Source organism: Paraconexibacter sp. AEG42_29 (assembly GCF_040581415.1).
Classification (GTDB): Bacteria; Actinomycetota; Thermoleophilia; order Solirubrobacterales; family Solirubrobacteraceae; genus Paraconexibacter.
The window spans coordinates 4949848-4969876 of the sequence record NZ_CP114014.1 but is presented as its reverse complement, the minus strand read 5'-3'; the positions used below and the strand labels follow the sequence as shown (position 1 = coordinate 4969876).

Below are 20029 nucleotides of genomic sequence, written 5' to 3'. Positions count from 1 at the left end.
CGCGCCGATAGGTGCCTAGCGCGACACCTCAGGTTCTGGTGTCAGATGGGCGGGCGCAGCTGCGACCGGTCCTGCGACCTCCGCCGTTCAGCCACCTGCCATCGACCCCGAGGCCTCACGATCATGGTCCCTCCCGCCGGTACTGCTCATCCCGATCATCGCGCCGAGCAGGCGTACATCGAACTGGTTCACCGCGCCGACCAGGAGCGCCGCGAGCGGCTCGAGCGCTCTGCAGAGAGCGCCGGCGACAAGGTGACTGCGCGCGAGATGAAGCGACTAGCGGTGCAGCGACTGCAGCAGCCGGTCGACCAGGACGCGCTGTGCTTCGGCCGCATCGACCTCGAGAAGGACGGGAAGAGCTGGTACCTCGGGCGCGAGTCCATCCGTGGCGAGCAGGGCCTGCTCGTCATCAACTGGCGTGTGCCTGCCGCGGAGCCGTTCTACACCGCGAGCAAGAACGATCCCCACGGTCTGCTCCTCCGTCGACGCTTCCAGACGGAGCACCTGCGTCTGCTGTCGATCGTCGACGAGCCGTTCGGGCCGAAGCCGGCAGCCCCGCCGGCGCCCGCCCCGGTCAAGCCCGCCCCGAAACCGCGCGCCGCCCCACCGACGCCGCCGACGCCTGTCGCGCCGCCCGCGCCTGTCCCGACCCCAGCGGCCCGCGAGCCCGAGCCCGAACCAGTCGTGCCCGAGCCCGTCGAGACGGAGGTTTCGCCGCCGGGCCAGGAGATCGTCGATGCGATTCTCGCCGACATGGACCGCGCCCGCGGGACGGAAATGCGCGACATCGTCGCGACGATCGAGGCACGGCAGTACGAGCTCATCAGCGACGGCATCGACGGCATGCTCGTCATCCAGGGCGGCCCCGGCTCCGGCAAGACGGCCATCGCTCTTCACCGCGCGGCGTGGCTGCTCTTCAATCACAAAGAGCAGCTCGAGCGCACCGGCGTGCTGGTCGTTGGGCCCAACCGGGCGTTCATGGAGTACGTCGCCAAGGTGCTGCCGAGCCTCGGCGAGACGGCGGTGAATCAGACAGCGATCGACCGGCTGCCCGACCTCGATGAGGTCCGCGTCCGTGCCACCGAAGCACAGGACGTCGCCGTCCTCAAGGGCGACCCGCGCATGGCCGCCTTCGTCGGTCGGGCCGTGGAAGCGCGCGTCCGGGTCCCGAAGGATCCGACCGAGGTCCATGTCGGTCGCACCCGTGTCGTTATCCAGCCGGAAGATCTGGCGAAGGTGGTTGAGCGCGCTCGGCGTGAGGGACGGAGTTACCTAGCCGGCCGCGACGGGTTCCGGCGACGCATGTTCGAACTCGTCCGAGAGCAGATGGCGGCGATCTCGACACGGCTACCACGGGGTACGTTCGAGAGCGACCTCAACGTCGCCGTCGCGGGTCGCGATGGCATCGTCGACCGCATCTGGCCCACGCTGACCGCGCCCGAGGTGCTGCGCGACCTGCTGGGGAGCCGACAGCGCATCAAGGCAGTGGCGGGAGCCGAGCTGACCGTCGAGGAGCAGGCCCTCCTCTACCGCGAACGCGGGCGTCTGCTCCGCGACGAGCCATGGACAGCAGCAGATATGCCGCTGTTGGACGAAGCGGACCTTGCCATTCGGGGACTGCAGCGGCGGTACGGATACGTGCTCGCCGACGAGGCGCAGGACCTCACGCCGATGCAGCTGCGCATGGTGATGCGGCGGGCGACCGGTGGGCGCGCGACGCTTGTAGGCGACATCGCCCAGTCGACAGGGCCCTGGCGTTTCCCCGACTGGACCGAGCTAGTCGGTGCGATCGACGAGCCGGCTGCCTTCGTCGACCTGCGCATTGCTGAGCTGGCGATCAGCTACCGCGTCCCGGCGCAGATCATGGACCTGGCGTCTTCGTTCCTGCCCCGAATCGCCCCGAACCTGACCGTGCCGACTGCGGTGCGCGACGGTGACGAGGCGCCGCGCTTCGTGCAAGTTGTTGAGGCGTCGCTGCTTTCGAGCGCCGCTGCGGAGGCGGTCCGGCGCATCGAGGGTGAACGCACAGTCGGGGTCATCGTCCCCGTCGATCGCATGGACGACGCCAGGGTCGCGTTCAATGAGGCTGGCGTCCAAGCCGGTGACATCCGCACGGACGGCCTGTCCCGGCAGATCACGCTGCTGTCCTCCGAGGAGGCAAAGGGCCTCGAGTTCGACCACGTCGTGGTCGTCGACCCAGCTGGAATCGCGGGACCTGCCGGTGAGTGGGCGTTCCTCTACGTTGCGCTCACCCGCGCCACCCGCACGCTGACGCTCGTCCACGCGACGCGGCAGCCGTTCGAGCTCGATCCCGAGCCGGAGGTGCAGGACGAGCCCGCGGGTTCCGGCGATAGCCCGGACGCAGTGAACCACGATGAGGAGGCGTTCACCGTCGCCCCGTCGGCGCCCGCCCTCGGACCGCGCTTCTCCGAGGCGCTGATGCAGGCGAAGTTCATCCACTCCGCTCAGCGGCGTCGCGGCACGAACATCCCCTACTTCGCGCACTTGCAGGCGGTCTCTGCCCTGGTCCTCGAGGACGGCGGCAGCGAGGACGAGGCCATCGCCGCGCTCCTTCACGATTCCGTGGAGGACTACGGCGGCGACGTGCTCGAGCGGATCGCGCACCAGTTTGGCTCGCAGGTCGCGGTCATCGTTGCCGGCTGCACCGATCCCGCACCGGAAGAGGACCAGACCTGGCGTGAGCTCAAGATGATCCACTTGCGGGACCTCGAGTCCGCCGGTCCGCTCGTGCGCCGCATCGCTCTCGCGGAGAAGCTCGACAACGCGCGGGCGCTCGTGCGTGAGTACCGCCGCAGCGGCGAGCGCCTGTGGGAGCGGATGGAGGTCGACTCGGAGGATCTCCTTTGGTACTTCGCCGCCCTCGCCGATCTGTTCACGACCGAGCGCCCCGGCGACATGGCGTCCGAGCTCGGCGACACCGTCGCGCGACTCCTCGACCTCGCCTCGACGCCTGACGCCGAGCTCGCCGGCGCGACGCCTACGCCGGAGGGGTGACGACGCCGGCCGCGACGAGGCGGTAACCGACGCTGACCCCGCGGCGTCGGTCGAGCTCAGCGTGGCGGGCGGCGTGCTCGGTCTCCAGACGACCCAGCTGAGCGCGCCGCATCCGGACAATCGGGTTCGACCGTCCCGCCTGGATCTGCTCGTTCAGCCACAGGCGTCGACGGTCGGTCGACAAGCGCAAGCTCTCCACCTGCGCGGAGATGGTCTCGTCGTTGCGCGCCTGTAGCTCGCGCTCACGGGCGGCGACGGTGTCGGCGACCCACCCGAGTACCGACTGGTACAGACCGTCGACTTGGTCGCTCGTGAACGGTGCCGACGCCGTGCTTGTCCGGGCGTCGCCAAGGCCAGCGAGGAGCAGGTCGCCGGCGCCGGGGACGACCTCGCCGAAGTCGTCCACGACCACCGGAACGAACTCGAGCTCGTCCTTGAGACCGTGGGCGCGGAGCTCGAAGACGAAGAACGCGTGTGGTGCGGCGGCTGCGAGGCCCAGGTCGAGTTCCAGTGCGCTGCAGGCGGCAAGCTCGGCCCGTAGGTCCGGCGAGTCGCACAGCGCGCGGATGATCGGGTGGTGCAGCGACACGAACTCGAGCTGCCGGCTTGCTGTCGCGATCTTCGGGTCGAAGGTGAGCGTGATGCCGTCGTCGGCGAGGCGTGCGATGAACGCGCGAGCGGCCTTCGCGCCGCCTTGGCTGCGGGCCAGCGTGCGCATGAGCTGGATGCGGAACGGGTTCAGGTCACCGCTTAGGCGGTGTACGCCGGGGCGACCTGACACCCCGCGCAGCTGAACGTCACAGCCGCAGACCTCGAGGTACCGGCGGGTGAGGAGCTCTAGCTCCTCAGGGGTCACGTACTTCCGACTGCGCTCGATGTCGTTGAACAGCTCGAGGAAGACGTCGTCATTCGAAAGGAAGCGGCGGCTCTCGGCTTCGAACACTTCGTTGTCCTGTTGGCGGCGCAGGATGACGTCGGCGATCAGGTTGCGGCGGCGGTCGAGCTCCGCGTCGGTCAGGCGGCCGGAGAGCGCGTCGCGTTGGAGGCGGCCGAGGTCATTCTCGACATCCCCGAGGATCGCCTCGAGGTCACCGATCGACGACTCGAAGATCTTGATCCGGTCGTAGAGCCGGTAGAAGATCCGCTCCTCGATCGTGTCCGCCACGATCATGTTGAGGATGTGGATCAGCTCGCTGCTCTGCCCGTAACGATCCAGACGACCGATGCGCTGCTCGACCCGCATCGGGTTCCAGGGCAGGTCGTAGTTGAACATTCGCGAGCAGAACTGGAAGTCGAGGCCCTCGGAGCCCACCTCGCTGGACAGCAAGACGATTGGGCCCGCTGAACTCTGGAAGCTCGTGACGGCTGCGTCGCGCTGCTCCGAGCTCATCGGTCCGTACAGCTTGAGGACGCGCAGACGCTCGCCGCCGACCATGACCCCGGCGAGACGCTCGGCCAAGTAGTCAATCGTCCCGGTGAAGTAGGAGAACACGAGGACCCGGTCGGCCCCCTCCTCGAACGACCCGACCAAGGCCTCAGCAAACCGGTCGTACTTGGAGTCGGTGCGCCCGCGGTAGGCCTGCCACGTCGTTTGGAGCTGCTGCAGTGCGGACGGTTCGACGTCGAGGCTGAGGCCGTCGGCCGCGAGCGCATCGTCGAAGGCGCTGGTGTCGCCGGCGAGGTCGGTGTCAGCGAGCTCCGTCAGTTCGTCAGCGCCGAGCTCAAGCGTGCGTGTGCGAGCGACGTCCACGAGCCGGCGGCCGAGTGCCGGCAGGCAGCTGGCGGCGAGTCGCTGGAACGTCGCAGCGACCAAGTGCGCGACCTGTTCCTCGTAAGTCGCGAGTGCCCAGTTGGTGACAGCGTCGTAGAAGTCACGCTCCGCTGGGGTGAACGTCACGGCCACTGTGCTTGAGCGACGTGTAGGGAAGAGATCCTGCACCTCGCGCTTGCGGGTGCGTGTGAAGACGTGCGAGAGCGTGTTGAGCTCGATCAGGTCGCGCTGGCAGCGAACGACCTCCGCCCGCTCGACCTGGTGCCCGCGCGCTCCCCGTTCGAGAATCATGCGCGTCCCCTGGTAACGACCGCTGCGCTGAAAGCGTCCGTACAACGACGTCTGCTCCACCTCGCTGAGCGCGCTCAGCGCCGCGGCGAAGTCCGGCGGATCGCTCGCCCGCAGCAGACGCAGCGCGAGGTTCAGATGCCGGTTTGGCTCGATCAGCGCGGTGAAGGTGTCGAACTGGGGGAACTCGTCGGGGACGAGCAGCCGCATGAGCTGAAAGAAGTCGTCGCGACCCAAGTTCAGCGGCGTGGCGGTGAGAAAGACAGCGGTCTCGGCTAGCCCGGTCAGCACCTCGCCGAGCTCGTTCGTCGCCGTCCCGATATTGCGCATGTGGTGCGCCTCGTCGACGATCAGCACGTCGAGCGCCGGCGCGTACGTCCCCAGCGCCTCGAGGTTCTCGGCCCGCCGCATGAGCTCCAGCGACGCGATGATCCGACGCGGCTCCGGGCTGGGTCCATCGGCGTCCATCGCGACGAAGTCGCGGAAGCCCTGCCCGTCGACGACCTCGAAGTCGAACAGGAAACGGTCGCGCATTTCGCGCCGCCACTTCTCGGTGAGCGGCGACGGGCAAGCAACAAGGATGTGGTCCAGGTGCCCGCGCGCTCCGAGCTCGGTGAGGATGATCCCGGCCTCGATCGTCTTACCGAGCCCGACTTCGTCCGCGATCAGCAACCGCCCGTAGGGGTTCGCGAGCAGCTTGAGCACTGCCTTGAACTGGTGCGGCAGCCGCTCGGTCCGTGAAGCGGCGAACGAGTAAAGGTTGTCGGCCAGCGGCGTCTCGAGCTTGGCGAGCGACATGAACGCGCGGAACGCGTCGGCGTCCGCGAACTCGCCTCGCTGCAGCAGCTGGGCCGGGTCCGCGCTCGTGGCCACTTGGTCGACCACGAGCTCCAGGTGCCGCGCGCTGTACACCTGCGCGCCGGCGGGAAAGCGCACCTTGTACTGCGGCTCGGACCCGGTCCGCAGCACGTCGGTCACCACTCCGGTGCCGGAGTCCGGACGAGCCCGCAGTGCGACCTCGTCGCCCTTGACGAAGCTGAAGCTCAGCCGACTGCCCTGCGCGGTTCGTGCACTCGGGCGAGCCTAACCGCCGCGGGATCGGCGTCGGCGACTTTGCGTCGTTTGGGTGCGACTGGTGGTTGGGAAAGATCGCCCCCGAACTCAACTCAACGACTGGAGCCGCCGTGTCCGATGAAGTAGCCGACAAGCTCGACCAGCTGATCTCGATCGGAGAGCGCATCGCTGACCTGCTCGAGGAGGTGCGGTCGGAAGTATCCAGCGTGCAAGGAGATGTCGCGACCATCGACCTTAACGCGATGAGCATGAAGTACGACGTCGAAGCAATCAGAACCGCCGTGGACTCGATCGACGTCGCGATGCCGTAGAGGGCGTTCGCGCGGCTCAGCCAGCCATCAGGCGAGCCTTCAGGACCGCGAACTCGTCATCGGTGAGCGCACCGGCGTCGCGTAGGCTCACGAGCTTCAAGAGCTCATCGGCGAATGAGTGTGGGGAGCCTGCAGCCTGGCTTTGCATCTCATCATGCCGCTGCTTAAGCTCCTCGAGTCGAGCCTGCAAGCGGCCTCGGGCCTGCTGCTTGACGCTCTCGAGCAGTGGTCGCACGTGACCGTCAGCGAGGAGTTGCGCTTCGCCACGGCCGACACGGGCCACCAGCGCGTTCTGCTGATCGCCGTAGGCTGAGATTTGCTTCGCCTCTGAGGTCCAGGCGGAGATCCAATCGCTAGCGACCCGAGAGGCCGGATCCCCGGGATCGAGGTCTTCCATGATCTCCCGCAACTCGTCGATCTGCCACGTCCAGCAGTTGTTCAAGATGAGCAGTTGCTCGAGCCGATCGATATCCGTCGCTGCGGATTTCAGGTTGGAAATCGCGTTTAGACGCGCCTCGTCTAGCAGGACAAAGAGCGGATGGTTCTGAACTACCGGGATCGCGGAGGCCGCACGCATAACAGTTACCGGGTCTCCGGGAACGCGCGCTTGGCTACGGCGCCGACGGTTCGCGTGGAGGCGGCATCGACGGAGCCGCCTACGACGCCGCCAAGGACCGGCACGACCTTGGTCAGGTTGATCGAGCCTTTGGTGCCCGCCTTCGTGAGGAGGCGGAAGCCCACCTTCTTGTTGATCTCGAAGATCACCTGGCCAGGTACCTTCCGCACGGCCGCGGCGCCCATCTTCACCGCGATGGTGCCACCGAGCTCCTTCATGACTTCAGTCACCAGTGCGTCGCCGGCGAGCGACGCCATCGCCAGGGTCCGCACGCGCTCGTCCTCTAAGTCGTAACCGCGGATGTGCGCGATCGCGCCGACCATCCGCGCCTGCACGACCCAAACTGCAACGAGTCCGGTCGGCAGGGTGATCGGCATGGTGGCGAATCCGCCAAGACCCGTGGCGAACCCGGTGGCGCCGCTCCGCGTCACGTGCCAACGGATCAGCGACTTGATCCGGGCATCATTGTTAGAGAACCGAGGGTCGGCGAGGAAATCCTCCGCCACCTCGATCGAGGTCTTCATCCCCGGTGCCTTGCCCTCGATACCGAGGTCCATGACCTTCTCGACGAGCTGAAGGGCGACGTTTGGCGATGACTCTGTGGTTGCGTTAGGCATGAATTTCTCGAGCTCGATGAGTGGTCGAGGTTCTTGTCGTCAGCTCGATGAGAAAACTGACCGCCAGGCCGCGACGCTGTCAGGAACAAGACATCACCGTCGGCGATGCCGCGGAATCCGGTGACAGCGATGTCGCTGAGATAGACGCGGGCCGGTTGAACTACGGCCGCCGGCGCGATAGCGCGCGGCGATTCCGGCGGGGTGCGCAGCTAGTGCTTCCGGCCCGTCGCCGGCGGCCCAGCAGGCAGGCCTCGAGCGGCTTGTCGAGGCTGTCACCAGCGGTGAGTCTTTCGACGAGGTGCTCGTAGGCGGTGTCTTGCATGAGCTGAGCCTCTTTCATCAGGTCGGATCGATGCGGGAGCTACGCGGCGCCTGGAACGTCGGTCAGCGCGCTACTACAGGGCGTCGGTGTCTCTGTTGAAGCGGGACCACAGCTCGTAGCCCGCCAGCCCTCGCGGAAGCCTTGCGGGAGGGGTCAGACGTCCGGCGCGCGCTTTCGTAGATCGCCGATCTGCGTACGCGCCGTCAGCCAACGAGCATGCGCGTTTGCAGCCTGCCGTCTGTGTTCGGCACGTTCTGCCTCACGGTCACGCAACTGGGCCTCCGTTCCTCGGAAAGCTGCCCGAACGCAGCCACCGTCGTCCACCCCGTCGTGAAGGAGAGCCGCGACGCGCGACGCCAGAGCGACCGCGTTGTCTCGCGCCGCCTGCTCGGCGAGCTCACGGTCCCGCAGCTGGGCGGCGATCAGCCGCTCCTCCTTGAAGGCATCCAGCATCGCCATGCCGAGCTGAAGGCCGGCGGCCTGACGCTTGAGTCGCTGAAGCTCGGCTTCGGCCTGCCGGGCATCTCTGACGCCGTCGAACGGCGTGTCCTTGCGCTGGTACCAGTCGCGCACGCCTTGTTCGCGCTTCGCCGCGTTACGGGCGTCGAGAGCTTTCTCGAGTTCCTTGATCCGATCGGTGTCGCCAGCAAGGCCCTTCGCCTGATCTCGGATGAACGCCTCCGCGTTGGCGAGATCGACCGGATCAGTTCCGGCCTCCTGATCGGCGACCATCGCGGGGACCTCCTTGATGATGTCAAGGTCGACAGTCCACGAGGGCGTCTCAAGGCCGGCGTCGCGTGCGAAGTCCTCGAGGGCACGCCTTGCGTTGGTGAGCTGGGTGTCGGCGGCGACCCACATGCGAGAGCGTGCACTTGCGGCCGGTCGACGCTGGGCGACTTCGCGAAGGGTCGAGCTGAGCATGTCGCGTGCATCACGCTCCTGCCGACGAAGCTCGTCGATGAGTGAGTCGTCTTTGGCATCGTCGAGCGAGAGTTCGCGCAACTCGTCCTCCGCGGAGCTCAGTAGGCCGGCGGCGGTTTTGGACGCTTGATCAAGCACCGACGTGACCCGTCTTCTCGCTGCCGCTTCGATCGCAGATTGGCTCGGCGGGTTCTCAAGGAACTGCCGAAGGTCAGCGACGCCGTCCCACTCTCGGCCACGGTCGTATCGCGTTCGATCGGCCGGACGATTTCCAATGCGTCCCTTCACGTCTGCTGCCACGGCAAAGACGCGCACATCGGGATGACCGACGCGTGCCGCGCGTTCACGGGCATCGTCGGCCTTGGTGGCGACATATGCGTGGATGGCTGCCGGGTCCCCGCCGACCACTGCCTTATCGATCCGGCTGAGAACCAGGTCAACAGCTCCGGGTGGCAGCGAGCGCAGGAGCTCTGCCGTTGAGGACTCCTCGCTGAACAGGTCGTGCGTCATGAGAATGAGCACGTGGTCGCTCGCGGCAGCTGCGGCCATGGCAGTCGCGGCATGCTCGGGGTCTTCAGCGTCGAGGCCAGGAGTGTCGTGGATTTCCCACGGACCGATGCGTGCCTGCTCGACGCGCGTGGTTGAAGGCTCACTTTGGATCAGGAGCCGCTCGGGAACTTCGGCGCCGTCGTCCACGCACAACCGTTTGAGCAGGGTGGACTTGCCCGCGTTATACGGCCCAGCAAGTGCGAGCACGGGGACACGATGTTCGGTGTTGCTTAGCTCGCGGAGCTTGCGACCGAGACCTTCGTCGATGGACGACACCGATTGAATTGATTCCGCCAGCCACTGTTCGGCCGACGGCCTGTCAGTTGAGTGCACGGTTTGCCTCCAGGATTAGATTTTCCGCAGCTGCGACGGTCGCGGTCGTCGCAGCGCGTCCGTTGGCCACATCGTCATGTGCTTGCGTCATCGAGGCGAGCGGAGAATGGATCATCTGCTCGGCGAACGCAACCACCTCGCTCAGTACGCTGGCGGTCGTATCGGTTCCTTCGAGCGTTTCGGTGACCCAAGCGTCGGCGGCCTCGTGGATTGCTTTCTTGGCATCTTCCATGGTGTCGGCGCGGCGTCTCTCAGCCCGGTCCTCGAGGGCTTGAGCGCCTGCTTCGAGAACGAGCCCCGCCGCTGCCGCTGCGCCTCGTGCCGCCGCCTTCCCCAACTGCTCGGCGAATCCGGCCAACGCGGGGATCTTCGCGGCGAGGCCGGCGACGAACTTCTCGCCAGCTCCTGCGCCCTTACCCGCGGCGGCTTTGAGACCCTCCAGGAGGACCTTGGTGAAGTCGTCGAACGTTGCTCCTGCGCCGTCTCCGAAAGCTGCGGCGAAAGCGCGGGAGCCGACGCGGGCTTCTACGGCTTGCTCAAGCTCTGCGTAGACCTGCTCGAGGTCGCCGAGAACGCCGTCTCGCCAATCGGCGAAGTCCCCCTCGAGGCGTTCGGTGACGAGCCACGAGTCAGGGGTCTGCTGCACGGCTCTCAGTCGTGTGGTGTCCATGTCCGCGAGATCCTCCAAACGCTCAGCGACGGCGTCACTCATGACAGCGTGCAGCGCATGGGCGGCACGCTGCTCGGCGCGACCGTGTGCATCTGCTGCGCGCCGGTAGATGTCGATGACGCGCTGGATCTCGTTCGACCGGAGATCCATGCCGTCAAGGTCCGCGGCTAGACGTGCGCAAGTCCTAAGCGCGGCGTCGCGGGTGCAGTCGATCGCAGCCGAAGCACGCCCGCGCTGAGCCTCGCGGAAAAGAACTCGGGACAGATCATCGATACCGTCCCACCCATTGAAGGGGAGGAAGTCTTTGAGCTGCCAGGGTCGGCCCCCGGAGTGCCGTCGGCCCGGATCAGCGGCAACCGGAAGCGGCAGATCAGCGTGCGGTGGAAGCCCCGATGCCTCCAGCTTTCGAGCCAGTTCAGACCGCTTCACCTCCAACAGCGACATGAAGCCTTCAGGGTCAGTGTGAGGACGCGCGCTGAGCGCGTCGATCCGGCCCAGGACGTGCACCGTGCGGAGTGCTCTCCCATCCGGGCTGAGAAGATCGACGATGTCGTCAAGCCGCCCTCCTACCGGTGTGTGCGTTACGACGAGGAGGGAGGCAGACGCGACTGCGGCCAGCGCTATCCGGTCATGCTCGGCGTCGCCAGAACCGAGCCCCGGGGTGTCCCGAACGATCAGGCCGCCAGCGCGCATCTCGATGATCGATTCTGTGGTTGGTGCGGCCCCGACGGCGAACTCGTGCTCGCTGAGCTCGACGCCCCAAGTCGTCGCAAGGCGACGGATCAGACTGGTCTTACCGGACGAGAAGTCGCCTACGAAGCCGACCACTGGGTCGGCCGCCAAGACAGCACGGCCGGCGTTGACCGCCGCGCTGAGCTCTGGGCCCGTTGCGGCGAGTCGCTCGGCTGCTAGCCAGAACCGCTCGGATGTTGTCGCCGGAACGGTCCGGATGACGATCATGTCGCCGAGACGGGGCCGGTCCAGGCGGGGGCGCTCGCGGGTTGCGGTCTCGGACGGCGTGTCGAGCCAGTCCTCGCCGAGCCACACCTTCGGGCCGGCGTCGGGGTCGTCCGGGTAGCGCGCGACTTCGACCGTCGCTACGGCGTGCTCGATGAGCTCGGAGGGCGCGGCGGCGGCTGACGCCTCTTTCTTGGCTGCCTGCACGTCTCGGCGCACTTCGCGGAGTAGCGCTTCGTCGGCGCGGTGTCGAGCAGCCTGCCGCGCATCAGCGGTTGCCGCGCGACCGGCCAGGATCAGCGCCTGACGTTCGCCGGCGGTACGGGCAGCCCCCTGGACGTCTTGTGCGACGCCGTGCAACCACGTTCCGAGTTCGCGTTCGACTCGTAGACGTTCCTCGGTTCGCTTGCGATGACCTGACCGCCGGAGCTTTCGGGCCAGCGCTCCGCCAACGAAACCGATTCCCAAGGCCCATCCGAGTGGATTACTCGCCGCCAGCACCGCGGCGACGGCGGCGCCGCCGGCGCTTCCGAAGCCGAGCACTTTGCCTGCGCTGCGGCGGCCACGGCCGGTGTCGGCGTCAAAGCCGGTCTCAAAATCGCGGACCTCCCACACGAAATCTGCCCGCAGGCTCTCGGCATCCGCCGCGATGTCCTTCGCGAGGCGCATGAGTGCGGACGCGCTGTGCCGGGCCGCTACGTCGTCAAATGCTGCTGCTTTGAGGGCGACGGTCTGAAGCCGCTGAGCGCTGACCGAAGCAAAGCGTCCATCATGTTGTTGCAGCTCGGCGCGGGCTGCGGTGAGCCCATTGCTCCGTGCGGCCGTGATCGGGCCGTCCAGGTGCGTAGTCATTAACCGCGCCACTTCTCCACGCTCGTCGCGCACGTCCGCGTACCGGTCGTCCGCGAGAAGCGACACCAGCTCACTGACGCTGTCCTGATCCGCGCCCGGCTCGATCTCCTCAAGATCTTGCAGACGGGGCGCTCCGGTTCGCCCGAGAACGGTGCGGACGGCGAGCTCGCGTTGGTCGGCGAGGAGCGCGGCGGCGCGTTCCTCACGGCGCAGCAGCGCTTGGATCTCGTGCAGCGCAGTGACGCGTTCGCGCTCAAGACCTCCGAGGCGCAGGCTCGCCGGGTCTCCGCTCAGGAGCGCGGTCATCAGGTCTTCAAACGCATCAAAGTTCGAGACGCGCTCAAGGCCGATCGGGGTGAGCTCGTCGCGTGCGCGCTCTAGCTCGGCCGCCGCTGGATGGCGGCCGATCTCCGATGCGCGAGCGCCGAACGCCCACGCGAGGTTCGCCGCGATGATCGGCACGTCTTCGAGTCCGACGCTTCGAAGCATGCGATCGATGTGGCCCGCATGTTCGCGGATCTGCTGCACGGCCGGCTCGCGGTCATCGGGGTCGTAAAGGCGAGCGTCGTAGCGCCACTCGTCATCTCGGACGTTGAGGATCGCGATCGCCACCTTGCCGAACAGCGCGACCCACTCCGCGATCTGTTGGAACTCGCGAACCTTCTGGTTGTAGTCGTCGAAGACGAGGATCACGACGTCGGCGCGCTGCACTGCCGCATGGGCTTCTGCCTCGATGACGTCGCGCTGTCCGTCGTCGGCCCAGCCTTCGATCCCGGGGGTGTCGACGACGACCACCGAGCCCCAGGCGACTTCGTCCACAGTGGTTGTGAAGTCAAGCCGGCCTTCGGGGGAGATCCGCTGCCCGGTGCCGCGCGTCAGTGCCTCGACGAAAGAGCTCTTCCCCGCGCCAGTGCGACCGAACAGCACAAGATGCAACGAGCCGAGATAGTGCTGCCGCCGCCGCAGCCCCTCAAGCGAGTGATCAACGCTTTCAGTGACGGCTTGAGCAAGCGTCGGAGCAGCCTGATGAGCATCGGCGTGTGATCCGTGCTCGGTCTCGAGCAATGAAAGGCGACCGGTCCAGTCGGCTGCTCGCTTGTGGATGGCGTCGAGCTGGACGGCAGCCGCTTCGCTACTTTGGCGGATCGCCTCAGCGACGATGCCTTCCCAGGACGGATTCATGGAGTCCTTGTCGGCATCTGGTGCGGGGACCTGACGTTATCCTCGAACGCGTCGCGCGCTTCTTGGAACTTGGCGACTAGGTCATCGACAAACTCGCCGGCCTGTTTCCTTTCCCAGCGGTACTTGCGCTGGTAGTGGTCGAGCTCGTGACGACGCGAGAGGGGCGCGAGCCTCCCGGCGGACGCCGCTGGCAGTTGCGTGCGGGCTAACGAAGACGAACCGGTCGCGGGGCACTACACACGGATCTCCGAGAGCGCTCGGTTGTCGTACTTGTTCATCGGAATCGACACGGCTTCCCTTCCTTGTCTGGGTGTCAAGTGGTCAAAACGGCGGTAGCGGGCGCCAAGGGCTGGAGGTCGATGAGCAGCTCGTGCGCCTTCGCCTCCAGATCGGGTGCGATCCGAAGCGCGGCGAGCAGCTCGTCCTGCCGTGGCTGCCCGAACGCGAGCCGGTAGATGCCGAGCAGCTGCACAAGGTCCTTCAGGCGTTCAGCGTCGCGGCTCATCGGCATCGTCAGCGCATGGCGTTCGATCTTTGCCCGCAACGAGGCCTCCTGCGTGCCTTCGAACACCCAGTACGGCTGTAGGCCATCATCCTTCGGGGGCGCGGCCGCGAACATCGCGCCCCACGGGTCAGTCGCCGCTACCCCCTCTGCGCGGTAGCTCGCGGCGATGTTGCGCCGGACCGCGTGGCTCTTGAACCGGTGCACCCGGCCTTCGCGCTGTTCGAGGTCGACGGGGTTACTCGGAAGATTCCAGTGGACCACCGCGTGGCTGTAGTGATGGAAGTCCAGCCCCTCCTGACCGATCGAGGTTGTCGCCAGGACAAAGGGCCAGAACGGAGAGTTGAAGGCTTTTCTGACGGTGTCGACACGGTTGACCGACTTCGCGTCCTCGGATGACCGACCGTCGCTCAGGCGAAGGGCAAACCGCGTGCGCATGGTCAGCGCTTTGCCAAGCTTCCCGTCCTCGACGGTGCGGACCGTCAGGTCGGTCGTCTTGATGCCGAGGGACTCGGCGGCCGTCGCGACAATGGCGCCGACCTTGCCCCCTTGGTCGGCCGGCCGGTCCTCCACCCAGTCGGTGAGCGCGTGGACGTACTCGTCCAGGACGGCCTGCAGGTTCCCCGCGAGGCAGTAGTCGATCGCAGCCTTCCAGAAGACGTCGTCGCCGGAGGCTGTCTCGGTGAGCGCGCGCACGATGGCGTATGACTCGGGGAGGTTGAACAGCGCACGGAACGCAAGACCGAGCGTGAGCGCGTTCCCCAGGTTGCTGACCATGTCCTGCCCTGCCGACCGCGAGAGCGAGCGCAGCGCTGCTGTTCCCGGTCCGGCGATCGCGTTCTTCGCTAGAACCTCGATGAGGTCGCTCGGATGCTTGCCGAGGTCCGACGGGTCTGCCAGGAGTCGGCGGAGCTCCCGCAGATGTGACCGCCACGCAGCCGCATCGACCTCGAGCACCTCAGCTGCGTCGAGGAGAGCGGCCGCCGAGCCGGGCGACCCTTGATCGTCGAGGAGCAGCGGCGCCATGATGTACCACCTTGGGTCTCCGCGACCGGCGTCGGTGGTCGGAACCTCGAGCTGCGCGAGCGCATCCTTGACCGCGCGGCGCACCGACTGGAGGACCGCGGGGCGGCTCGCTGGGCTGTCGGCTCCACCAAATTTGCGGCTTACGATGAGCGGATCGCCGAGTTCGGCCATCGTTAGGGAGGGCATGCTCATCACCAGTTCGGTCATAGGGCCGTCTGGGCGCCACTGCAGACCCTGTACCTCGGTACGAGCGCCGCTGTCGAGCGCAGCGAACAAGTGCCGTTCGGCCTCGTAACTCGTCAGCGCGGCAATCGCCTTCGGCACCACGGTCCACGACGAGAAGATGAGTCGCTTGGTCTTGACGGACGCTCGCTGAAAGGGCTGTCCCGGGGTGTAGTAAGGCAGGCTCGGAGGGAGCCACAGCAGCGACCAGGCACGCTCCGCTTCGAGTTGGTCGACTAGCCCGCGCAGGCGGGCGTTCCCGAGGTCGATGGGTTTCGTAGCGCGGACCGCGTCGACGTCGAGCCCGTGGGCGAAGGTTTTGACGTCGCCGGACTTCAAGGCACCTTCAAAGCGCTCAGCAAACTTGTACCCGTCCATGAAGTTCAGCGGATACGGACAGCTCTTCCAATACTCGACGACGTCTTGGCTTTTGATCGCGTCCGAGATGCGGTCGAGTTCGCGGAACTGAAGCAGATCCGCCGGCTCCAGCCGGGGACCGATTGCCTCGGCTGGGTTCGCTGCGAGCATGCCGTTGCGATCAGCTGTCGCTGCGAGACGCTCAGTCCGGCACATGACGCGACGCAGCTCGTGCGAGACGACGTCGCGCGCTTCGACAACCGCGCTGGTCGCCGACCCGCCGCGTCCTAGGTCGCGGAGGCCCTCGCGGTAGGCGACGAGGGCGCCGGCCATCTTCTCGACGCCGGCCGTGTCGTGCTCGAGCAGGAACTTCGTCGTCTTCAGGAAATCGTCGTGATGGTTTTCGTCAAGCTCGGTGCTTCGGGTGAGCATCCTGTAAGGCGTCGCCGATAGCAGCAGCGTCTTCGCCTCGTGCTGCTGGAACAGCAAGTCGGCAAGCGCACCGACGGTCTCGTCGGGATCAAGCAGCTTCGGGAAACGCTGGAACTCGTCGAGGATGATGAGGTCGGGCGACAGCGCTCGGATGCACGTCTCGGCCAGCTGCCGACGGAGGTCGCCGACGATCGAGGTGCGCTTCGATCCGTTCCGGTTGTCGTCCCAGGCGCGCTTGGACGTGAACAGCTCGGCGGTCTCCGCGAACCGCTCGAGAAGAGACGGCGATCCGGAGCGGATGTCTGCTACGAACGCGTCCAAGATCGTCGAGTCGATGTCACCCGGCCCGATGCGACGCTTCTCGTACTGCCAGGACCAGTCGCCGACTTGCTTCTGCCTGAGCAGCCGCTCTGCGCCAACACGGCGCATGCCGCGCCGGCCGATCAATCGCTCGTCCCCGAGCATGGTCCACAACAGCGCGCGCTCATCGACGCGGCCGACGTTGGAGCGCAAGTCGAGCGACGTCGTCGGCGTGATCGGGATGAAGTTGACCGCGATGCCAAGTTCGGGCAGCTCCCTCTCGAGGTCGCCAAGGTGGAGCGGCAGCTTCGTGATGCGGTCCGTGACCGCGCGCTGCGAGTTACCGACGATCGCGAGCTTCGAGAAGTTCTGCTTCGCGATGGCCTGGTTCGAGCAGACGTAAAGAACGTCGATGCGTCGCGTCGGCTCGGTCACCGAGTAGTGCTCGATCATCTTCGCGATGAGCCCGCGCGCGATCATCGTCTTGCCGAGGCCCACTTCATCGGCGCAGAGGTATCGGTTGACCGGGTCATCGGCATCGAACATCCGCGCGAAGATGTGCTCGACTGTCGCCATCTGAAACGGCTTCAGGCGGTCAAGGTACGGCGTGGCATCGAACACCTCAGGCTCCAGCTTTCTTGGGCAGCACGCGTTCAAAAGTCGACCAGAGCTCGAGGAACCCGGGGGGAAAGCGGTCGAGTCCGTCAGGAGCGGTACGCATCTTGTCGATGACGCCCCGGATCGTCTGCAGCCGCTCGGGCTCACGGGCGAACGTGCGGACGAGGTTCTCGAACAGCGGGAGCTGAGGGGACCAGGGTGTCGAGTCGCCACTCCCGTGGCCGGCAAGGATGCGCCGGACTTCGCCGGCGGCGTCGGCACCGTCCCGGCCGTCCGCGAGCAACATGAACAGCAGGCGCATGAGTTTCTCGGCGTCGGGCAGCAGGTCGAGCAGCAGCTGATCTTCACGATTCTCTGGCGCATCGATGAGTTCAGCGATGACGACGAAGCGTTCGGGCGCGACCCCGAGGTGAGGGTCACCTGCGAGCTCAACCGCAACCAGGCTGCTCACCCGTGACGCCGCGCCGGCGGGTAGGTCGCCCCGCATCTCAGAGCTGTTGCCGCTGAGCTGTTGCCATACACCGGTCGTCGTGACAAGCCGCGCGCGCAGCTTGTCGTGGGGGGCGAGCTCGACCCCGCCGAGCGGCAGGGTAAATGCGACGCTCCACCGGCCCGCGGCGTCGGACTGCGCCTTCGCCACGGGACGCCCCGCCGCGAGCGCTCGCGCTAGTGCCTCGAGGCGATCAGCTTCGACCTCCCGTGCGGTCTTCGGCACCGGCTCGTCGGACTCGGGCCGCCGGGGAGTCAGCAGTGCACGGAGGGTCGGGGTGCCATCGGTCTCGCCGAGCAACCGGTCGACGCGCGTCGACGCATCGTGGGAGCTGAGCTCGACGACCAGCTCGATGTTCCGCGCGAGTGAGGCGGTCGTCGCGTTGGCCGAGCCGGTGAAGATCCGTCGCTTACGCCCGTCGTCGAAGACGTAGAGCTTCGCATGCAGGCCGGAGAGCGTTGCGATCGCTTCGTCGTGTTCTGGGTCGTCGTCGATTGCCTCGCCTCGGAGCACGAAGACTTCGTGCCACGGGGCAAGCGTGTGCCCGCCGAGCTCCGTCAGCGTGTCTGATCTCGTTACCAGCGCCCGTCGCTTAGCGTCCGGCGCAAGCTGCGCCAACCGACCGCTCGTGGCGAACGGGGAGACCACGAGGACGGAAGACGCACCAACATCACGCATCGGATCCGCGCCGTTGGCCAGCATCGGCCAGAAGCGCAGCTCGTCGAACAGCGGTGGCGGCGCGAACGAGACGCGTCCGATCGTGGTGAGGAGATCGTCGACGACGGACGACGGCTTACGCGTACGGAGATAGTCGAGGAACGTCTCGAGCTCGCGTCCGTTGAGGTCGCCGGTGGCGTCGGGGTCTTCGTCGAGGCGCAGAACGGTGTCCCACGAGCGATCGAACGTCAGGTTCCGCGAAAGCACCAAAACGCGATGGCGACGCTCGCCGTCTGGGGTCACGTAGCGGAGGGCCCAGACCTTCGGATGAAACGCACCATCAGGCATCTCGATCGGCCGGATCGTCGACTCGAGCAGCTGCATCAGCGGCCGCTCCTTCGATGGGACGCAGATGTGTGCGGCGTCGGTGTAGATCGCCATCTTCCGCGCGTAAGAGGTGATGGCGGCCAGGAGCGCGATGGGGTCGGCGTCGGCACTGCCTGCGTCGACGTCAAAGAGCGCGAACGCCAGCGGCGCGAGCAGGAGGGCGTCGAGGTCGAGTGAGAACGTCGTCCCCACAGCGCACTCCAGCACGAAGCCGGGGTCGGGGCGCAGCGCGTCTAGCAGAAGCTCGCGGCTGTTCGGTGCAAGCATCGTCAGGCCTCGAGTCCGGTGCGGATGTCCTTTACCAGCTGCAGCGCATTGCCCCAGCGATACGTCAGCGGGCCTGGGATCGCACCGCCATCACCGCGGTCACGATCGCGCGGCGCGGTGAGACGGGCCTTGCCCTGCTTGCTGTGTGCCTCGCGGTCCTCGACGAGGCGCACTGCGTCCCTAGACCGAGCGACGGCCGTCGGGTCGCGGAGCGCGAGGGTGCTCCAGTTCTTGACGAACGCGCGCTCGGCTGGCGACGTACGTCGCCGGGTCTCGACGACCGCGAAGAACGCCGGGAGATCAGTGGCCCAGCGAGCAAGTTCTTGTAGGCGGCCAGCATCTGTCGCGCGATTAGCCCACCCAACGATCTCTGCGTCAGCTGCCTCGAGCTGTTCGTCGTCCTCCCGCAGCTCCGCGAGCCGCCGGGCGTACAGCAGCGTGGCACCGTGCATTGTGTCGGAGAAGCAGCCGGACATCCAAAGCGCCTCCCGGAGCTCGTCGCTGGCGCTGTCCGACAACTGATGTTGCCACGGTGCGTTGACGTCGTCGAGGTCCTCCACGCGCAACAGGTCAGCGAGCATCGAGTCTCGCCGCCGCGCGTCGTCGCCGTCACTGTCTGGGTCCGCGTCTTCCGAGACTACGAGGTCGTGCAGGAATCGTGCCTCGGGCTGGGTCAGGGCAAAGCTTGCATCTTCCGGGAACTCACGAGGTGCCTTCGGCACCTGAGGATTCCATACGGACGCAATCTGCGGGTCTCCTTCGACCGCATGGCGTGGTCGGCGACTCAGCGATGAGCGGTATTGGCGCAGTGTGCCGGCGCCGGCACCCCGGAGTCCCCACTGGCGGAGTGCCGCCCAGAGGATGACGTCCGGCGGCGCCGCCGGATCGGCACGGCGCAGGCCGATCAGGCCAGTGTGGTCGTCGCTCGACAGGATCGCGTCACGCAGCTTGCGCTGGAGGGCACGAGCGGCGCGCTCGGCATCGTTCTGGCGGAAGCCCTCGCGCTCGATCGACTCGTAGATCCACGTCACGAAGAGCAGATACCGCGCGCGCCGCCACAGCACCGAGGTGCCCGGGAAGAGGCGGTCCGAGAACGCATCACGGATACGGCCGAGTCCGAGTTCGTCGATACTGCCCTCCTCACGGAGGAGCTCGACGATCTCGCGCATGCGCTGGCGTGCCGGCTCATCGAAGTCGAGCCAGCTGAAGCTAGAAGAGGTCACTGCCCGCCTCGTGATAGGGAACGCTGTGAGGTGTCGGCTCGTCGTCGCTGAATCTGAAGCACCTCTCGCC

The 20029-nt window shown here is 66.7% G+C and carries 10 protein-coding genes; 2 read left to right on the top strand and 8 right to left on the bottom strand.

Annotation, left to right across the window (positions count from 1 at the left end; translation table 11 throughout):
- The first annotated feature begins 123 nt into the window (after positions 1-123).
- The gene (locus tag DSM112329_RS23855; protein ID WP_354699062.1) at positions 124-3015 is read left to right on the top strand and encodes an HD domain-containing protein; all 2892 of its coding nucleotides are present in this window, start codon (positions 124-126) and stop codon (positions 3013-3015) included.
- On the opposite strand, the gene DSM112329_RS23850 is transcribed toward DSM112329_RS23855, so the two are convergent.
- Positions 2999-6052, bottom strand: a complete 3054-nt coding sequence (locus DSM112329_RS23850; protein WP_354699061.1) for a helicase-related protein — start codon at positions 6050-6052, stop codon at positions 2999-3001. The two genes, DSM112329_RS23855 and DSM112329_RS23850, sit on opposite strands and share 17 nt — an antisense overlap.
- An 89-nt stretch (positions 6053-6141) precedes the next feature.
- Here DSM112329_RS23850 and DSM112329_RS23845 point away from each other — a divergent pair, with 89 nt between their 5' ends.
- Positions 6142-6459 carry a hypothetical protein gene (locus DSM112329_RS23845; RefSeq protein ID WP_354699060.1) on the top strand — a complete coding sequence of 106 codons (318 nt, stop codon included), beginning with the start codon at positions 6142-6144 and terminating at the stop codon, positions 6457-6459.
- 16 nt (positions 6460-6475) lie between these two features.
- On the opposite strand, the gene DSM112329_RS23840 is transcribed toward DSM112329_RS23845, so the two are convergent.
- The 7 genes from DSM112329_RS23840 to DSM112329_RS23810 all read right to left on the bottom strand — a co-directional run bounded on the left by DSM112329_RS23840 (position 6476) and on the right by DSM112329_RS23810 (position 19959).
- Positions 6476-7036 (bottom strand): SHOCT domain-containing protein, encoded by a 561-nt coding sequence (locus tag DSM112329_RS23840; RefSeq protein WP_354699059.1) that lies wholly within the window; start codon positions 7034-7036, stop codon positions 6476-6478.
- 5 nt (positions 7037-7041) lie between these two features.
- Positions 7042-7599 carry an EcsC family protein gene (locus DSM112329_RS23835; protein WP_354699058.1) on the bottom strand — a complete coding sequence of 186 codons (558 nt, stop codon included), beginning with the start codon at positions 7597-7599 and terminating at the stop codon, positions 7042-7044.
- A 568-nt stretch (positions 7600-8167) separates the two neighbouring features.
- Positions 8168-9817 (bottom strand): GTPase domain-containing protein, encoded by a 1650-nt coding sequence (locus DSM112329_RS23830; RefSeq protein WP_354699057.1) that lies wholly within the window; start codon positions 9815-9817, stop codon positions 8168-8170.
- Positions 9804-13478: a GTPase gene (locus DSM112329_RS23825; RefSeq protein WP_354699056.1), complete on the bottom strand. Its 3675-nt coding sequence runs from the start codon at positions 13476-13478 to the stop codon at positions 9804-9806. Before DSM112329_RS23825 ends, DSM112329_RS23830 begins: the two co-directional genes overlap by 14 nt.
- 313 nt (positions 13479-13791) lie before the next feature.
- Positions 13792-16938, bottom strand: a complete 3147-nt coding sequence (locus DSM112329_RS23820) for a DEAD/DEAH box helicase (RefSeq protein WP_354699055.1) — start codon at positions 16936-16938, stop codon at positions 13792-13794.
- Position 16939: 1 nt separating this feature from the next.
- Entirely contained in the window at positions 16940-18736 is a 1797-nt protein-coding gene (locus tag DSM112329_RS23815; RefSeq protein ID WP_354699054.1) for a phospholipase D family protein, read from the bottom strand.
- A gap of 2 nt (positions 18737-18738) precedes the next feature.
- Positions 18739-19959, bottom strand: coding sequence for a DUF6361 family protein (locus DSM112329_RS23810; protein WP_354699053.1), 1221 nt, complete (start codon positions 19957-19959; stop codon positions 18739-18741).
- Positions 19960-20029 lie beyond the last annotated feature (70 nt).

Coding starts and splice junctions, on each gene's coding strand:
- DSM112329_RS23815 (WP_354699054.1), bottom strand. CDS start 18,736: ATGCTTGCACCGAACAGCCGCGAGCTTCTGCTAGACGCGCTGCGCCCC.
- DSM112329_RS23825 (WP_354699056.1), bottom strand. CDS start 13,478: ATGAATCCGTCCTGGGAAGGCATCGTCGCTGAGGCGATCCGCCAAAGT.
- DSM112329_RS23855 (WP_354699062.1), top strand. CDS start 124: ATGGTCCCTCCCGCCGGTACTGCTCATCCCGATCATCGCGCCGAGCAG.
- DSM112329_RS23835 (WP_354699058.1), bottom strand. CDS start 7,599: ATGAAGACCTCGATCGAGGTGGCGGAGGATTTCCTCGCCGACCCTCGG.
- DSM112329_RS23840 (WP_354699059.1), bottom strand. CDS start 7,036: ATGCGTGCGGCCTCCGCGATCCCGGTAGTTCAGAACCATCCGCTCTTT.